The 17,048-nt window shown below is 36.2% G+C and carries 20 protein-coding genes; 8 read left to right on the top strand and 12 right to left on the bottom strand.

What is annotated here, in order from left to right; genetic code table 11:
* Nucleotides 1-101: 101 nt before the first annotated feature.
* Nucleotides 102-1,028, bottom strand: a complete 927-nt coding sequence (murB, locus tag JZO71_RS06280) for a UDP-N-acetylmuramate dehydrogenase (protein WP_206898694.1) — start codon at nt 1,026-1,028, stop codon at nt 102-104.
* Between the two features lie 72 nt (nt 1,029-1,100).
* Nucleotides 1,101-2,021 (bottom strand): Gfo/Idh/MocA family protein, encoded by a 921-nt coding sequence (locus JZO71_RS06275; protein WP_206898693.1) that lies wholly within the window; start codon nt 2,019-2,021, stop codon nt 1,101-1,103.
* A 118-nt stretch (nt 2,022-2,139) separates the two neighbouring features.
* On the opposite strand from JZO71_RS06275, the gene JZO71_RS06270 reads away from it, so the two are divergent.
* Together JZO71_RS06270 and JZO71_RS06265 are read left to right on the top strand one after the other, a co-directional pair.
* Nucleotides 2,140-2,895, top strand: coding sequence for an exodeoxyribonuclease III (locus JZO71_RS06270; RefSeq protein WP_206898692.1), 756 nt, complete (start codon nt 2,140-2,142; stop codon nt 2,893-2,895).
* Between the two features lie 81 nt (nt 2,896-2,976).
* The gene (locus JZO71_RS06265) at nt 2,977-3,510 is read left to right on the top strand and encodes a 3'-5' exonuclease (protein ID WP_206898691.1); all 534 of its coding nucleotides are present in this window, start codon (nt 2,977-2,979) and stop codon (nt 3,508-3,510) included.
* Between the two features lie 241 nt (nt 3,511-3,751).
* Here the strand turns inward: JZO71_RS06265 and JZO71_RS06260 are convergent, their stop codons facing one another.
* The 5 genes from JZO71_RS06260 to JZO71_RS06240 form a co-directional block, all read right to left on the bottom strand.
* Entirely contained in the window at nt 3,752-4,000 is a 249-nt protein-coding gene (locus JZO71_RS06260) for a hypothetical protein (protein WP_206898690.1), read from the bottom strand.
* A gap of 91 nt (nt 4,001-4,091) precedes the next feature.
* On the bottom strand, nt 4,092-4,616 hold the full coding sequence (locus JZO71_RS06255) for a GNAT family N-acetyltransferase (protein WP_206898720.1): 525 nt from the start codon (nt 4,614-4,616) through the stop codon (nt 4,092-4,094).
* Entirely contained in the window at nt 4,609-5,082 is a 474-nt protein-coding gene (gene tsaE, locus JZO71_RS06250) for a tRNA (adenosine(37)-N6)-threonylcarbamoyltransferase complex ATPase subunit type 1 TsaE (RefSeq protein WP_206898689.1), read from the bottom strand. Before tsaE ends, JZO71_RS06255 begins: the two co-directional genes overlap by 8 nt.
* A 353-nt stretch (nt 5,083-5,435) precedes the next feature.
* Nucleotides 5,436-6,416 (bottom strand): phosphate acetyltransferase, encoded by a 981-nt coding sequence (gene pta / locus JZO71_RS06245; RefSeq protein WP_071868813.1) that lies wholly within the window; start codon nt 6,414-6,416, stop codon nt 5,436-5,438.
* 151 nt (nt 6,417-6,567) lie between these two features.
* Complete coding sequence (locus JZO71_RS06240) at nt 6,568-7,248, bottom strand: uracil-DNA glycosylase (protein WP_206898688.1); 681 nt, start codon at nt 7,246-7,248, stop codon at nt 6,568-6,570.
* Between the two features lie 125 nt (nt 7,249-7,373).
* On the opposite strand from JZO71_RS06240, the gene JZO71_RS06235 reads away from it, so the two are divergent.
* The 4 genes from JZO71_RS06235 to JZO71_RS06220 all read left to right on the top strand — a co-directional run bounded on the left by JZO71_RS06235 (nt 7,374) and on the right by JZO71_RS06220 (nt 10,862).
* Nucleotides 7,374-8,246 (top strand): Cof-type HAD-IIB family hydrolase, encoded by an 873-nt coding sequence (locus JZO71_RS06235; RefSeq protein WP_206898687.1) that lies wholly within the window; start codon nt 7,374-7,376, stop codon nt 8,244-8,246.
* Nucleotides 8,247-8,272: 26 nt separating this feature from the next.
* On the top strand, nt 8,273-8,788 hold the full coding sequence (locus tag JZO71_RS06230) for an LURP-one-related/scramblase family protein (RefSeq protein WP_206898686.1): 516 nt from the start codon (nt 8,273-8,275) through the stop codon (nt 8,786-8,788).
* Between the two features lie 770 nt (nt 8,789-9,558).
* The gene (locus JZO71_RS06225; protein ID WP_206898685.1) at nt 9,559-9,987 is read left to right on the top strand and encodes a MarR family winged helix-turn-helix transcriptional regulator; all 429 of its coding nucleotides are present in this window, start codon (nt 9,559-9,561) and stop codon (nt 9,985-9,987) included.
* Nucleotides 9,987-10,862, top strand: coding sequence for an SDR family oxidoreductase (locus JZO71_RS06220; protein ID WP_206898684.1), 876 nt, complete (start codon nt 9,987-9,989; stop codon nt 10,860-10,862). Before JZO71_RS06225 ends, JZO71_RS06220 begins: the two co-directional genes overlap by 1 nt.
* Before the next feature lie 248 nt (nt 10,863-11,110).
* Here the strand turns inward: JZO71_RS06220 and JZO71_RS06215 are convergent, their stop codons facing one another.
* From JZO71_RS06215 to gloA2, 4 genes are all read right to left on the bottom strand, one after another.
* Nucleotides 11,111-11,674, bottom strand: a complete 564-nt coding sequence (locus JZO71_RS06215; protein ID WP_206898683.1) for a GNAT family N-acetyltransferase — start codon at nt 11,672-11,674, stop codon at nt 11,111-11,113.
* Between the two features lie 60 nt (nt 11,675-11,734).
* Nucleotides 11,735-11,914 carry a hypothetical protein gene (locus tag JZO71_RS06210; protein ID WP_206898682.1) on the bottom strand — a complete coding sequence of 60 codons (180 nt, stop codon included), beginning with the start codon at nt 11,912-11,914 and terminating at the stop codon, nt 11,735-11,737.
* Nucleotides 11,915-11,997: 83 nt separating this feature from the next.
* Entirely contained in the window at nt 11,998-12,516 is a 519-nt protein-coding gene (locus tag JZO71_RS06205; RefSeq protein WP_206898681.1) for a PepSY domain-containing protein, read from the bottom strand.
* Nucleotides 12,517-12,610: 94 nt separating this feature from the next.
* Complete coding sequence (gloA2, locus tag JZO71_RS06200; RefSeq protein ID WP_206898680.1) at nt 12,611-12,991, bottom strand: SMU1112c/YaeR family gloxylase I-like metalloprotein; 381 nt, start codon at nt 12,989-12,991, stop codon at nt 12,611-12,613.
* Between the two features lie 144 nt (nt 12,992-13,135).
* Between gloA2 and JZO71_RS06195 the strand changes: the two genes are divergently transcribed.
* Both JZO71_RS06195 and pnuC read left to right on the top strand, forming a co-directional pair.
* Nucleotides 13,136-14,206, top strand: a complete 1,071-nt coding sequence (locus JZO71_RS06195; protein ID WP_206898679.1) for an endonuclease/exonuclease/phosphatase family protein — start codon at nt 13,136-13,138, stop codon at nt 14,204-14,206.
* 213 nt (nt 14,207-14,419) lie between these two features.
* Nucleotides 14,420-15,169, top strand: coding sequence for a nicotinamide riboside transporter PnuC (gene pnuC / locus JZO71_RS06190; protein WP_206898678.1), 750 nt, complete (start codon nt 14,420-14,422; stop codon nt 15,167-15,169).
* A gap of 535 nt (nt 15,170-15,704) precedes the next feature.
* On the opposite strand, the gene JZO71_RS06185 is transcribed toward pnuC, so the two are convergent.
* Nucleotides 15,705-17,030 (bottom strand): hypothetical protein, encoded by a 1,326-nt coding sequence (locus tag JZO71_RS06185; RefSeq protein ID WP_206898677.1) that lies wholly within the window; start codon nt 17,028-17,030, stop codon nt 15,705-15,707.
* Nucleotides 17,031-17,048: the final 18 nt, after the last annotated feature.

Genomic DNA, 17,048 nt, shown 5'->3' with positions numbered 1-17,048 from the left:
ACTCCTTCCAAATAAGTCTAAATGACTCAAAAATTTGAGAAGCAATTTCTGGTCATTTATTCTTATTTCTTGGAGCTGGGCACTTCTTTCACAACCTTCTTTTAAAATTTTGTTAAATTTTTTTCTGGAGCCAATTCACCAATGATTCGAACTTCCGTTTCCAAGTTCACATCAAACGTTTCCTTGATGACTTGCTGAATATGACCAATCAATTCCACATAATCTGTCGCCGTTGCATGATCAATATTAACAATAAATCCTGCATGCTTTTCAGAAATTTGTGCGCCACCCCATTTTAAGCCTTGCAAACCTGCTTCTTGAATCAATTGTCCAGTGTAATGCCCAACAGGACGCTTAAACACACTACCACAAGAAGGATACTCAAGAGGTTGTTTAGATTGACGCAATTCAGTTAGTTCATCCATTCGTGCCTTGATTTGCGGGTAGTCCCCTTGTTTTAATTGAAAACGTGCTTCTAACACGATTGCATTCATTTTTTGGATTTCGCTATGACGGTAAGAAAAATTCATTTCTTCGTTGGTTAGTGTTTGCATCGTTCCATCTTCAAGTAAAATATCTACTTCTGCAAATACATCTTTGATTTCACCATCATATGCTCCGGCATTCATATAAACAGCCCCACCGACACTTCCTGGAATTCCACAAGCAAATTCAAAACCCGTTAATGATTCCGCCAAAGCTGCATAAGTTGTATCAATTAGTTTCGCACCAGCTTCTGCTACAACGACCGTGTCTTCTACATGAACAGCATTCATTTCAGTCAACATGATAACTACACCGCGAATCCCGCCATCACGAACGATCAAATTACTAGCGTTCCCTAATACCATCCAAGGCACTTGATTCATTCTGCAATAATCAACGATCTCTTTGACTTCTTCTTTTCTTTTTGGAAAAGCAAGGACATCTGCTGGTCCACCAGTCTTGGTAAATGTGTAATTCATCAACGGTTCATCTAAGAGCAAAGTTATCTCTGGTAAGTGCTTCATTACTTCTTCTTTATTCACGGAGGATTTTCCTTTCTTTTCAAACATCCACATTATTCTATCACGCTTAAAACAAAGTTACTACCCTCGATGTTAAAGCAGATGACGAAGATGTGTCCGAATCATTTGTTCACAAAGCTCGTGACTCTGATAAACTCCTGCTTGTTTTAACTGTTGATTCTTGGGTTGTGCGTGTTGGATTTGTTCAAAAAATGCCATAGTCATTGGTTCAAATCCACGTTTTTCTAAAGTATTCGTCCAATCCCCAAACTCCTTTTGGCGTGTTTGTCCCTCTTGTTGAATCGTCATCTGTGTCAGATTGCGCACTTCATAGGTCCCTTGTTCGCTTGTTACCTGATACTGTTCCGTATTCGCACCGCTTCGCAAATCCATTGTTAAAATGGCAGTCTGATTAGCTGTTTCGAGATGAAGCAAAGCAAGTTCTAAGTAGTCATTCTTTTCAATGATTTTACTGTTCACTCGAGTAATAGGTTCATCCAATAAATAAACAGCTGTATCTACTAAATGTAAAAAGAGATCATACACAACAAATTCAGTTGTTTCTTGTGCAGCTATCCGATTTTTTTGTAACTGAATCAGACGTTTGTTTGGCAGTTGCTTCAACTCTTCAACCATTGGTGCAAAACGACGATTAAATCCAATCATCAGCACAACTTGATTTTTTTCTGCTAAGGCTTGTAACTCAGCTACTTCACTCAACGAAGTGCTTAATGGTTTATCAATAAATACATGGATTCCATGTTCTAAACATTTTTTTGCGAGTTCATAATGAACGTTTGTTGCTGCGTGAATCATACATGCTTCGATTTTTTCTGCAATCAATTCATCAACCGTTTCATACAAATGAGAAAATCCATACATCTCTTTGATTCTTTTTTTCGTTTGTTCATTTCTAGTTGCAAAATAAAAGGTCAATGTTCCTTGATTTTTTGCATAAGTGGGTAGATACGCTTTTTCTGCAATGTTGCCAACGCCGATTACACCAATCTTCATTTTTTCTCCTCCAATAAAGCTTTCTTAACTTAATCTTACACCATTTTTCATTTCGATAAAATTGAAGTACAATGAGAACAGAAAAAAAGACGTACTTAAGTAAAAAGGAGTGTCTATTTTGAAACTTATCTCTTGGAATGTTAATGGCCTTAGAGCGATTATGAAAAAGAATTTTATGGAAGTCTTTCATGAACTAGATGCAGATTTCTTTTGTTTACAAGAAACGAAACTACAAGAAGGACAAATAGCGTTAGACTTGCCTGGTTATCATCAATATTGGAATTATGCGGTCAAAAAAGGGTATTCAGGTACTGCCATTTTTGCTAAGGAAGAGGCACTAACCGTTTCTTACGGGATGGGCATTGATGAACACGATCAAGAAGGTCGTTTGATCACATTAGAATACCCAAACTTCTTCTTAGTTACCTGCTATACACCAAACTCGCAAAGCGAATTAAAGCGATTAGCTTATCGACTTGAATGGGAAAAAGCTTTGGAAAACTACTTAAATGAGTTAGACAAGCAAAAGCCAGTAATCCTCTGTGGTGATCTAAATGTGGCCCATGAGAAAATCGACTTAAAAAATTGGAAAACAAATCAAAAGAATGCCGGCTTTACCATTGAAGAACGAAATGCTTTTTCATACTTACTTGATACAGGATTTACTGATACTTTCCGTCATTTTTATCCAACAAAAGAAGGTATTTATTCTTGGTGGAGCTATCGCTTTAATGCACGGAAAAATAATGCCGGCTGGCGTATCGACTATTTTTTAACAAGTCGTTCTTTGGATAGCGACTTAATCGATGCCAAAATCCATACTGAAATTTTTGGTAGTGATCATTGTCCAGTTGAATTAGACTTAAACATGTAAAGATTTATTTTGATTTCTAGAAACAAATTATTTTTCGATAATCTGTGTTAGAATACTTTTTAAAAAGGAGGTTTTATGAAAATGAACTTCGTCGCAATGGACTTTGAGACAGCTAACCATCAACCATATAGTGCCTGTTCATTGGCATTAGTGATGGTCCAAAATAGTCAGATTGTTGATGAGTACTATACTTTGATCCAGCCGGAAACACCTTTTTTCTGGCGTAATGTTCAAATTCATGGCATTCATCAAGAAGATGTACGAAATGCACCAAAATTTCCAGAAGTTTGGTCAACTATTCAAAATTATTTTCAACAAAATCGGCTGGTTGTTGCGCATAACGCCGCTTTTGATACTAAAGTGTTAGCTGGCTGTTTGGACTACTATCACCTCGATCAACCAAATTATTTATCCCTATGTACGGTGAAAAGTAGTCGTAAACTATTTCCAGAATTCCCTAACCACAAACTCAATACGGTTTGTGAGAATCTCTCTATTTCACTAGATCATCATCACGATGCGCTAGAAGATAGTCGAGCTTGTGCTGAAATTTTGCTTTATCAAGAAAAGCATTTTGGGACGGAGCCGCTTAAGAAATTGGTTACTTTGAAGTAAAGTTGTGAAAAAGGTTGTGGGACCAAGCGTTCAGCTCTGAAAAAATAAAGAATAACTGGCAAAAATAGCTACTCATATTTTTGAACAGTTATGAATTATTTCGAGGAGTTGCTTGGGGAACACCGTGGATAAAGGTTGTGGTGCCAAGCGTTCAGCTCCGAACACCCAAAGTAACTAAATGCACTTCGAAATCTAGTAAAAAAAGAACCTTGTCTATTGAATGGATAAACAAGGTTCTTTTTTATTTCTTCTTTTTATTTACAGTAATCAGAAGAACTATGCATACAATAATAGTCATAACCCTAAGCGCTGGGCTAAACAATAACCATATCAAAATAGCACTAAAATTTTTAATTATCCCTGAATCAGATTGATATAATTGATCTAAAGGCTCTGCAAATAAAATGACGTGTCTATAAACATATGCTGTAAGCAAATAAATAGCAGTTCCTATCCCTATTATAAGCAAATTTTTTTTAGCTTTTGACAATTGTTGTTCTCCTTTTTAACATCTTATTGATAAAATTCATCATTTGTGTCCACATTTGATCTGATTATTTTAGCAGAAACACATCTAATATTTATAAATCCAAATAACTCATTTGATAAACATCTAAAAATTCACCTGCATCACTTCTCGCACCTCTTGGCATCGTTGATTCAATTTCAAACCCCAATTTTTGATACAAATGTACTGCTCGTTCATTTCGAACTTGAACTTGTAACTCTAAGCGAAAAATTTTCTCACTGTTCTTTGCCCAATCAATAATCTCTTCAATCATCAGTGTTCCTAATCCAAATCCCCAATACTCTTTTAGTAAACTAATTCCAATTTCTCCAATGTGAGCGATTCGATATTCATTAGTAGCTTTTACAGAAGCTGTCCCAACGATTTTCTCCCCAACCAAAGCAACTAGCAACAAATTATTCCTACTTTCAGCCAAATAACCTAGTTCTAAAGCAAGTCTTTCTGGTGATAACTGCAATCCCTCTTCATCCATCACTAAAAACTCTGTTTCGCTGCCAACTTGTTTACTCATTGTCAAAATTTCTTGCGCATCCTCTGGAGTAGCTTCACGGATTACCACGTTAATTTCCTCAGCCATTAATTTTTTCCCATCCATTTCGTATTCTTTTTTCAAAATCTGCTCCTTGACTACCATATGCGCGGAATTTCACATAGCGTTTATTCAAATCTGTATCACTTTTTTCTAAAATCAGTTCCAAATAATCTTCTGGTACAGCTTCTTCCAGTAGATTTCCCCATTCAACCACAGAAAGTCCATCGCCTTCAAAGTACTCATCTAATCCCAAGTCTGCACCACTTGCCGCCACACGATAGATATCCATATGATACAATGGCAATCTTCCCTGCCCGTACTCACGAATGATTGTATATGTAGGACTTTTGATCATTTGATCAATGCCCAATCCCAAAGCAATTCCCTTAGTCATCGTCGTTTTTCCAGCGCCAAGATCGCCAGTTAATATCAAATTATCACCTGCTTCAGCAACTTGACCAATTACCTTCGCAAGTTCTTCTGTCATTTCTAATCCTGTTAATTCAATCATTTCTCTTCTCTACTTTCTATACTCTATGCTTCATCCTGCTTCTATGTGCAAGTATAACGTGGAATAGCCAATTTTCAAAGAAAAAATAAGGGTGCACGACCGAGGTCATACACCCTTAGCAAGAATCAAATTTTTGAAAGTCAAACGGTCGCTGATTTGCTTGTTGGAGCCAGTTGTTCATTATTTATTCGAAGATGAACGTTTTGCGTCACAACCTTTTCCTCGGTGTTCCTCAAGCAACTTCTTCGACAATACGTCTTTTTCTCATAAAAATATGAGAAGCTATTTTTAGCAAAACTTCCTTATTGCTTGAAGCTAGACGCTTGGTGCCACAACCTTCTTTCACAAGCTTATTAGTCCATCAAAGTTTGTGCTGCCGTAATAATTGACAATTTGTAAACGTCTTCTTCATTTGCTCCACGTGACAAATCAGAAACTGGCTTGTTTAGTCCTTGTAAGATTGGGCCGATTGCTTCAAAGTTACCAAAACGTTGCGCAATTTTGTACCCAATATTTCCAGATTGTAACTCTGGGAATACGAAAACAGTTGCTTGTCCTGCGACATCCGAATTAGGTGCTTTCAATTGTGCAACTGCTGGCACATAAGAAGCATCAAATTGTAATTCACCATCAATCATGTATTGAGGTGCTAATTGTTTCGCAATTTTTGTTGCCTCTACGACTTTATCTACTTCAGCTGCTTTAGCAGAACCTTTTGTTGAAAAACTCATCAGTGCAACTTTTGGTTCAATGTCAAATAACTCAGCTGTTTTCGCTGAATCAACAGCAATTTCAGCTAATTCTTGAGCCGTTGGGTTCACATTGATTGCACAGTCAGAAAAGACATATTTTTCTTGATCTCTTCCGCGAACCATGATCATCGCACCACTTGTACGACTCACGCCAGGTTTTGTTTTGATGATTTGTAAAGCCGGACGAACTGTATCACCAGTCGAGTGAATAGCACCAGAAACCATGCCATCAGCGATTCCCATATAAGTCAACATTGTACCAAAGTAGTTGACGTCTTTTAAAATTTCTTGTGCTTGTTCTTTGGATGCCTTTCCATTACGACGCTCAACAAAAGCATCAACCATTTCATCCCATTGTGCATAATTAGCAGGGTCAATGACTGTAAATCCTGAAGCCTTGATACCGCGTGCATGGGCTGCGTTTTTGATTTCTTCTGGGTTACCAATCAAAATTGGTTCCATCAATTCTTCTGCTTTCAAACGAGCAGCAGCGCCTAAAATTCTTGCATCAGTTGCTTCTGGAAAAACGATTTTAATACCACGACGAACAATTTTAAATCTTAAATTATCAAACAATTCCACGAGATGACCTCCAGATATTTTATATACCCAATCATACACTATTCTCAAAAAAAAGAACAGTTTATTTTATCTGTATTAGTCATAAACGCTATAAAAATGAAGTTTTTCACATACATACAAGCCTGCACTATAACAGGAAAGCGCTGTTTTATTACACTGTTTCAGGCAGTTGCCATTCAATTGGCGTTTCACCTAAAGCTACCAACGCATCATTTGTTTTTGAAAATGGTTTCGAGCCAAAAAAACCACGATGTGCTGACAATGGACTTGGATGTGGAGAAGTCAAAATGATATGGCGGCTACGATCAATCATTTTGATTTTTTCTTGCGCTGGTTTCCCCCACAAAATAAAGACAATTGGTTTTTCTCGTTCATTTAATTTTTCAATGATCCGATCCGTCAATTGTTCCCAGCCTTTCCCTCGGTGTGAATAGGCCTGTCCTTCTCGAACAGTCAAAACAGTATTTAACAATAAAACGCCTTGCTTTGCCCAAGAGACTAGATTGCCATGCTGGACTGGTGGAATTCCCAGATCCGACTGCATTTCCTTGTAAATATTTACCAGTGACGGCGGCGTCTTCACACCCGATTGCACCGAAAAAGATAAACCATGTGCCTGATTTACACCATGATAAGGGTCTTGACCCAAAATGACTACTTTGACTTTTTCATAGGGCGTTAATTCTAATGCTTCATAAATATGATACATATCGGGATGTATCTTTTGTGTTTGATATTCTGTTTTTAAAAATTCACGTAAAGATTGATAATACGGTTTTTCAAATTCATCTGCTAAGATTTCTTGCCAACTATTATGAATGATTTCTTTCAAAATCCTTCACCTCCTTTTCAAAGGATAACCTACAAATTATTCTTAAACAAGGGACAATCTTCCCCGCCTCGCCTCCTTAATATGGTAAACTAAGAAGAAGAATTAGAAAGGAACGGTAAACAATTATGATCAAACTAATTGCATCCGATATGGATGGTACATTATTAGATTCACACATGAGCGTGACACCGGAAAATGCCGAAGCAATTCGCTTTGCCACACAAGCTGGAATCGAATTCATGGTAGCTACTGGTCGTAATTATCAAGAAGCGCGTGCAGCGTTAGACGAAGTGGGTATCGATTGTGCGATGATTACTTTAAACGGCGCGCAAGTTTTTGATAAAGAAGGCAATTCTCTTTTTACAGTTGCGATTCCTCATCAAGAAGCAACACTTGTACTAGATATTTTAGATCAAAACAACATCTATTATGAAGTTTCGACAAACAAAGGCTTATATTCTGAAAGCCAAGCAAAAAGAATTGAAAGTTTTGCCTCCATGGTTGCAACGCACTTACCACATTTGACTTACAAAATGGCCATCGCAATGGCTTCTGCAAATTTAGAATTACTTCATATAAATTACATTGATAGTATTCGTGATCTTTTGCAACAAGATGAGGAAATTGAAGTCTTAAAAATTATTTGTTTCCATACTGAAGGACCAAGTGTTCTTGGCCCTGTCGGCAAACAAATTGACGAACTTGGTAATCTAACAGTTACTTCTTCTGGTCAAAATAATATTGAAGTCAATCATAAAAACGCCCAAAAAGGCATTGCTGTTGCACACGTTGCAAACGACCGTGGCATTTCTTTAGACGATGTCATGACTATCGGAGATAATTTCAATGATGTCAGCATGTTGCAAGTAGCAGGCGTAAGCTTCGCTATGGGAAATGCAGAAATTGACGTGAAAGAATATGCAAAATACACAACTGCAACGAATTTAGAATCTGGCGTTGGCAAAGCAATTTTACGTGCGATTGCTGAAGACTTATAGTTCTTAGTTAGAAAAGAGGGATAACGATGTCAGAATTTTTCATTCAAGAAAAACAGCTTAGTCGTGCGACTCGGACAATCGTTAAAAATGAGGATGGTAAATCACTTTTCTTAATGGTTGGTCGTTGGGGAACGAAAGGCGATGCACTTTCGCTTTATTCAATGAATGGAAAACTCGTTGCGCACATCAAACAAATCAGCCTGACATTTGGTACTCGATTTGAACTCTACAAGGATTTTGAAAAAGTTGGCACCATGCAAAAAATTTTTAATTGGCCGGGTGATTTTTATTATATTCGTCACCTTCATTGGACAGTTCAAGGTGATATTTACAACCACCGATACCACATCCATCATTTCAATCAGCCAATTATGGCGATGAACAAAGCTACGTTGTTTACTGGTGATTACTATGTACTAGATGTGACCAAGGATGAAGATGCGCCACTTTGCATTTGTATTGCTGCTGTTTTAGATTATTGGCTCTATCATAAAAGTAAAAATAAGGAGCATCCACTTGATTTTCGATTGGATTTGAATTAGCTCCTGTCAACAATCAAAAAGCACTCTCAAAAGTTAATCCTTTTGGGGGTGCTTTTTGTAATGATTTGACTAACTAAAGAACTAGCTTAAACAATAGCAATAATGCTATCTTTTGAATAACTTCGTCTACCATATACCATATATAGTAAGTGAAAAAGGAAAGAAGAAATTCCAGCAATAACAACTTTACTGAACCAAACGTTAGTGGTTATTAGAAATAAGTTTAGGTTTAATGGAAGTGTATATAAAATTAGACATTGTTCTATTTGTGGTAAAAACAGGAAAAGTATAGCAAAACTCTTCATAAATACCACTTTTTTTTCTGTTTTTCTTCTTTCGATAATTTTGCTAGCATGTAAGTTGTCATGAATATGTTTATAGCGATAAACAAGTTTATATATCTAAAGATGTTATAAGTATAGAAGTAATCAGATCAAATCCTCCATAACCTCCGAAAACAACAACAAACGAAACGATGACTGGTAAGCAGTAGAAACTTTTGTCTATACTACCTCTCACGTAGAACACCTCATGTACTTTTTATTATTTTGAACTGCTTTTGAAGAAGGAATTTCATTTTTGAATTCAGCTGATTTCAAAAAATAGTTTACCATCAAATAACAACTAAAAAAAATGTCAATTTCTCTCAAAATTAAAACTTCCATGTAGTTTTCCACAGCCAAAGCAAAAAAATTTGACAAGTCCTCTCAATTTAGTTAGCATACTAACTAAATATCGTTTGTTGATCATTTATTTGAAGGGAGACTTAAATGGATACTGGTTACTTACTGATGAATATTTCAAAACAACTAAAATACAATTTAAATCAAGCATTGAATACAAAAGGAATTACCGTCCAGCAATGGGCAGTAATTCAACAACTCTTTCTCAAAAACGAACAGACTGCGGTCTTACTATCAGAAACATTAGACATGGACAAGCCAACCATTTCAGGCATCATTAAGCGGCTTGAAAAGAAAGGATTCATCATAAAAACAGCGAATCCTTCAGATCTTCGTTCTCATTTGATTTCATTGACCGATACTGGGCATGAAATTTTAGCTGAATGCCAAGCACTTAGCGAACAGATTCTTGCAAACTATTTAACAATTTTGTCTACAAAGGAACAAGAAACCTTGAATGTTTTACTAACAAAAATAAACCAAGAAAATAATCGAATAGAAAAGAGGAATATGTAATGGATCATATACTTATTATTGGTGGTACAGGAAATATTGGCTACCCTTTGATTGAAACATTAGCAAAAAACGATAAAATAAAACTCACGGTAGGTGTGCATACTGTTTCAAAAGTTCAAGAAACATTTCAACATTTTCACCAACTAACACTTGTTCCATTTGATTTTCTAGATCCAAAAACATTCCCTAAAGCTTTTGAAGGCGTGAATAAAGTCTTCTTTATTCGTCCACCACAGTTATCTAAACCAAAAGAAGACATGGCACCTTTTTTAACCTATGCCAAACAACAAAATATCGAACAAATCGTTTTCGTTTCTTTAATTGGTGTGGAAAAAAATCCGGTGACTCCTCATCATAAAATTGAAAAAATGATCCGTGAAGCAAAGATACCTTATACTTTTATCCGACCTAGTTTCTTCATGCAAAATTTAAATACGACGCATCAAAATGATATCAAGAACAATCATGATTTGTTTATTCCAGCTGGTCATTCAAAAACAAGTTTTATTGATACCAGAGACATTGGTGAAGTAGCTGCTGTCTGTTTAACAAATCCAGTTTACTTGAATCAAGAGCTAGAACTTACTGGAGCAAAAGCACTAACTTATGACGAGATAGCCGAAGTAATGACAACGAACTTGGATACGAAAATTACTTACAGCAAGCCAACTTTACTTAAATTCCGCCGAGTGATGATTCAACGCGGGATACCAAAAGACTATGTCAACGTTATGGTCGTGCTTTATCTAATTACTCAGTTAGGTAATGCTAAAAAGATAACGAACACGATTGAACAAGTATTAAATCGTCCGCCACGTACCATTCAAGAATATGTCCGAGATTATAAAAATGATTTTATTCGTGAATCACACTAACAATGCAAACCTCATTAACTAAAAAGAACACAAAAAATAACCTTCAAACTTAGTCAAAAGACCTCGGCGAAGGCAAGTACGTACTTTGTGTTTTACTTATGCTGAACTGAGCAAACATTCATCAACTCAATATTCTAAGTTATATTTGAATAGCTAAATTCCCACAAAATTAAACGCCCCAAAACAACTGTTTTGGGGCGTTTAATTATTTTTCATTGATCAAATTTTGGTCAATCTATCAATTACTTTTATATTGTTTTTTGCATGTGTTCATATTGATGCCCACTGATTTCTGTTTCTTCAACGACCTTAAACCCATGACGTTCATATAATTTTTTTGCTTGTGGATTTTGTTGATCAACGCTCAAGCCGATAATTGTTCGGTCCGCTTTTTCTGCTAACATCGGCAATGCTTCTAACAACTTAGAGCCAATTCCTTTTCCTCGAAATTTCTCAGAAACAGAAATCGTATCCAGATACCATTCATTAGGAAGCGTTTCTTTATCTATAAATAAATATTGATCACGTGGAAGTCCATGTTTTTCTAAAATATCAGCCAATGGTAAATCAATAACAGGTTCTTCCTCATCTGTGTAACCAAAAGCAATACCTGCCACTTTGCCATCTATTTCTTCAACAATCCCACGAGTATAGCTATAACGATAGTTAGGATCAGCAATTGCATCAATTAAAACTTCAATTGTTTTTTGCTCACCAAAGGTTTGAACAAAGGGTAATTCCATGTCTTTCAAAATGACCAAAATCAACGGTGCAATTTCAGGTCCGTCTTCTTTTTTTGCAAAACGAATCATAGTTATTCTCTCTCCTTTTCTTGCCATTGTAGCATTTGGAAAAAGAAAGTGCAAAATTCGTTATTTTAAATAATTTTCAATTTTTTGGGTAACAAAATAACCGTGAGAGACGCGTTTCGCTGCTTCTTCACGACAATAAGGACAGACAATTGGTACCTCTTTATCTACGTGTTCTACAACATTTCCAACTTCATGATACGCAAACCTCTTACCACAATGTGGGCACACCATCTTTTCCATAATCTCAACTTCCTTTCGGTTTTCACACCTTTAGATTACTCTTATATGCAAAAAAAGAGAAGTGATAACCTTCTCTTTTCGAACTATGTTGATATTAAAAATTGTCGGATTTTTTTCTCAGCTAAAAGATGGATATTGTAGTAAAGCTTTCCTTCTTTTTCGAGAATTTCCCAAGCATGAACTTTTGCTCGTTTCATCCCAGAGACAGCGATTGCCTCTTTCATAGCCATTTGCGGTTTTTTAGCGTTGCGCAGTTTTTTTATATCTAATTGTTTCTGATTTTGTTTTTTTTGTTGGCTAACAGCTCTTATCGTTGCTTTTCCTGTCGTTGGATTGACAACAACTTCATGCTCTTTGTCTACAAATAAATAACTATAAGCGGAACTAGCAGTTTTCTTAACTTCATCAGGTAAAAAAAAGCCGATACTTGTTACTTTCTGACTGTGTACTTCCTCTTCAAAAATTGAAATGGCTTGTTCTAGAGAAATTTGATAATCTTGCTCACTCAGATCGTCTGGTTGAAAAGTCGCATTTAACAAGCCCATTCCACCCGCAACACCAACGAACACTAAGGCAGCCAAAGTAAGAACGATTTTTTTCATTTGCCTACTCCCTTTCCCCAATTTTTTTCAGTATACCAAGACTCTATTTGGGGAAAAATCGAAGCAAGTGAAAAAGAAGTGACAGTTTTGTTATCTATTCATGTAACTCAAGTGGCAAGCCATCTGGATCAAAGAAAAACGTCATTTTTTCACCTGTAAAGGTATCTGTTCTAAGCGGTTCTGTTTCAATCCCCATTTCCTGAAGTTCAGCTACAACTTGTTCAATCTGATCGACTTTAAAAGCTAGATGGCGTAACCCACATGCTTCTGGATAATTGGGTCTTGCTGGTGCAGAAGCAATCCCAAAAATTTCCAACTCAGTCTCTCCTAATTTTAAGTCTAGTTTGTAATCATCTCTGTCTGCGCGATAATTTTCGCGAATTACTTCAAAACCCAATTTTTCGACGTAAAACTCTCGTGACTTTTGATAATCAGAAACAATGATTGCTACGTGATGGATAGTTGATAAGTTCATTATTTTTTTCCTTTCTTAACTAAAACAAAAATTTGTTAGAAAAACTGTTAGAATCATGATAATTTCATCCATTTATTATAATCACAAACTCCTCGCTTCTTAGTTGAATTACTGCTAAGATATAGATGTTTCGAGGAGGGAAAAATGAAAAAATTACTAAAAATACTTTTATCAATATTCGCAATTCTTGCACTTATTATAACAGGCTATGTTAGCTATGTGTATCTAAGTTATCACCGGGAAGCCGATGATCAGCTACTTCCCATTCAGTCAAGTAGCTCAGCCAAAGATATCCAGACAGCTCATGATTATCGAATCATGACCTATAATATTGGTTACGCTGCCTATCCACCTGATTATAGTTTTTTCATGGATGGAGGCACTGAGTCACGAGCATTTAGTAAACAAAATGTTCAACATAACTTACAGAAAATTCAGGGTGTTATCCAAGAACAACAACCAGACTTTGCCTTCTTTCAAGAAGTTGACAAGAAGGCAACTCGTTCATATAACGTTGATGAAGTTGCCACACTTTCACAAAATTTTAGCGACTATTCATCTGTTTATGGTCAAAATTATAACTCGGCTTATCTTTTTTATCCAATCACGCAACCAATTGGTAAATCACAATCTGGTTTGGTCACTTTTAGTAAAGGAACGATTACTGAAAGCACACGTTATTCTTTACCAATCGAAACTGGATTCAATAAATTTTTTGACTTAGACCGTGCGTTTACAGTAAGTAAGGTTCCTGTTGCAAACGGCAGATTTCTTTCCCTTTATAACTTACATCTTTCGGCCTATACAAAAGATCCTGCTATCCAAAAAGCACAAATCAAAAAATTAGCTGCACAATTGAAAAAAGATCAAGCAGAAAAAAATTATATCATTGTAGGGGGCGACTATAATCATACGCTACTGCCTGACAGTGAAAAAACTTTTGGCGAAGCAAAAGAAGAACTGAGTTGGACACACGCATTTCCTGAAGAACTTTTACCGAAGGGCATGCACATCGTTCGCAAAGATTTAGCCGAAAAAGCAGTTCCTTCTGTGAGAAATCTAAATGAAGCTTACCAACCAGACAAAACCTTTGTCACATTAATTGATGGATTTTTGGTTTCTGATAATCTTTCAGTCAAAGATATCCAAGTAATTGATACGCAATTTGCTTATTCAGACCATAATCCAGTTCAGATGACATTCTCACTTCAATAAGAAAAGCCACGAGTCAGGTAATTGACTCATGGCTTTTTTGTTTGAACTACACTTTGAAATGTTTTCTGTTTTTTTCAGAAATTTGAAATAAAAATATCATAACATAGATTTTTTTAAATTGTAAGACTAGATTTTATCATTTAAAAGCATACAATAGATTGTGGTAAAAAAATCTAAAGACACTACATTTTGTGTTTAAAGGAGTTCTTATACATGAAATCATATTTTCATTTTCTAGCTCACCAGCTAAAAGGCTGGCCTCAACAAAATTATTATCTTTTCTTTTTTAGTCTGGGTTGTCAGATCATGACACTCGTGAATAACCCTATTACTTGGCTATCGATTATTGCCTTTATCGGAACTAATTTAGGTGTTTTATGTATTCTATCGATCAACGCTGCGAAATCCGTGAATGGTATCTTAGGCATTTTATCTGCCATTTGTTTCATCATTGTTGGCTTTTCAGCTAAAAATTATTTAAGTATTGGTGAACAGATTGCTTATATGGTGACTTTGGACATTCCAGTTTTATTAAGTAAAGAATGGAATCACAATATGGCTTCAAAAATTCGTAAATTTACTGGTAAAAGTTGGTTCATCGCAATTATTGGCACAATTCTTGTTTATTTTGTTTCAGGTTTCTTGATTGGTCGCTATACTGACGATCCTCGTCCTTGGATTGATGCAATTGCTTTTTCAATCAGTCTTTCAGCTGGTATCATTAGCTTCTTGCGGTACAACAATCAATACTATTGGTGGTTAGCTTCTGGTTTAGCTCAAATGGTTCTTTGGTATGTATCGTTTACACATGGTTCTGCAAGTCTAGCAATGTTTGTTAACAGCTCTGTTTACTTGCTAAACGATGTTTTGGCCTTCACAGTTTCCCCTTGGTACAACCAAAAAGAACGTGAAAGAATGCAAAAAATGGAAGAAGAATATTATCAGACGCATCAACATGCATAAGGTTGTGGCGCAAAACGTTAAACTCCGACTAGATAGCGAGCAGTCACTCAAAATAGCTTTCCATATTTTGATGTGAATGCAAGCTATATTAAGGAGTTGTTTTGGGAACACCGTGAATCAGGTTGTGGCGCAAAACGTTAAACTCCGACTAGATAGCGAGCAGTCACTCAAAATAGCTTTCCATATTTTGATGTGAATGCAAGCTGTATTAAGGAGTTGTTTTGGGAACACCGTGAATAAAGGTTGTGGCTCCAAGCGGTTAGCTTCAAATAATAAGGATGCTTCTCTAAAAATAGCTTCTCATATTTTATGAAAAGTGGACTTATTATCGAAGAAGTTGCTTGGGGAATACCGTGAATAAAGGTTGTGGCGCAAAACGTTAAACTCCGACTAAATAGCGAGCAGTCACTCAAAATAGCTTTCCATATTTTGATGTGAATGCAAGCTATATTAAGGAGTTGTTTTGGGAACACCGTGAATCAGGTTGTGGCTCCAAGTGGTTAGCTCCGAGAACATCTTGAAACACACAAAAAAACTACTGTGACTTTTTGTCACAGTAGTTTTTTTGTAGTAATTCTCTCAATAGTGACTTAACTTCTGGCTTTTCTAAGTAAAGAGAATGTTCTAGTTTTTGATAATAATCTAACGCTGTTTTTTGTTCTTCTGAAAAAACATACTCTCGTTGTTCAAAATCAACAAGCACTTCAGCGATTTTTTTGTCGTGGAGCGAGTGTGCAAGGCTTTGCCATTCCTGTGCACCTACCTTTTTACTAGTTGATTTGACTTTAGCTGTCGGCAATTGGTCATTCGAGGATTCTCGACGTAGGGCTTTTAAAAACCCATTACGGATCACCCTCGGCAAACTATCAAAAAAACCTTCTGTAAATCCATAACAAGCATACTTTTCCCAAATCAAGGTGTAAATAGCCGGTTGGATAAAACGCTGTTGTTGTGCACGCTCCCTCACTTCAGCTAACTGATGTGTTGGTTGTTCTCGATTAAACGAACGCAATTCCGCGATCAATGAGTCAAAGTAACTGACTGGTAATTTTGCCTTTGTATCTCGCAAGACAGCTTGCCAATCTTTACGTAAAAATGAACGGTAATTTGTCAGAAATTCTTCAACGTTCCTCGTTAACTCTTCTGTAAAATCCTCAAATAATTCCTTTTTTGCTCGACTTTTCTTTGGTTGGTCAGCAATCTGTTCACTGATTTTTTTGATTTCATGCTCTAATGCCTGATAGTCTGCTAAATAAATAGGCATCTGTGCTTCTCGAAAATCCGCTACTCGTTTAGCCAAATGAACGTCTGGCAAATACGGACGCTTCACTCGTCGATTGTGATACAAAGAAAAGAGATATTCTTGCCATAATTCTTCTGGAAATTCGATATTTTGTTGTTTTAGCCACAGTAGTTCATCCAATGCTAAATCAACTTTCGTCATCCCTTGATGGATTGAACTCGCAATTGTTGGTGAAACGTGCAAATGCTCGGCAAAGTGATTGATTCCTAGTTTCAGAATTCTCCCTGTTTTTGGTGATTTAACGATGTATTGAACTTTTAATTCTCGTCCACAATCACAATACAACTTTTCTTGTCTTCGGGAAGTCCGAAAAAAAGGATTGATTTTAAAGTCGGCAAATACCCAGTCTGTGGCAGCTAAATAATTTTCTTCCATGAAACGTGAATTGATTAAATAGCGACGATATTGATCAACTAATTGGCGTTGTGGTTTCGTCAACCGTTCATAGATTTCAAAGCGTTGATTGCTGGTATATTGTTTTGATACTTTGATTGGATAACTTTTTTTGTTTAATTCTTTGGGAAACCATTCTTCAAATACTGCTTTCCATTCTTCCATAACGTTTCCCCCTTAAAA

This window comes from Candidatus Enterococcus courvalinii (assembly GCF_017315945.1).
GTDB classification, from domain to species: Bacteria; Bacillota; Bacilli; order Lactobacillales; family Enterococcaceae; genus Enterococcus_B; species Enterococcus_B courvalinii.
This window is presented reverse-complemented; position numbering and strand designations above follow the sequence as displayed.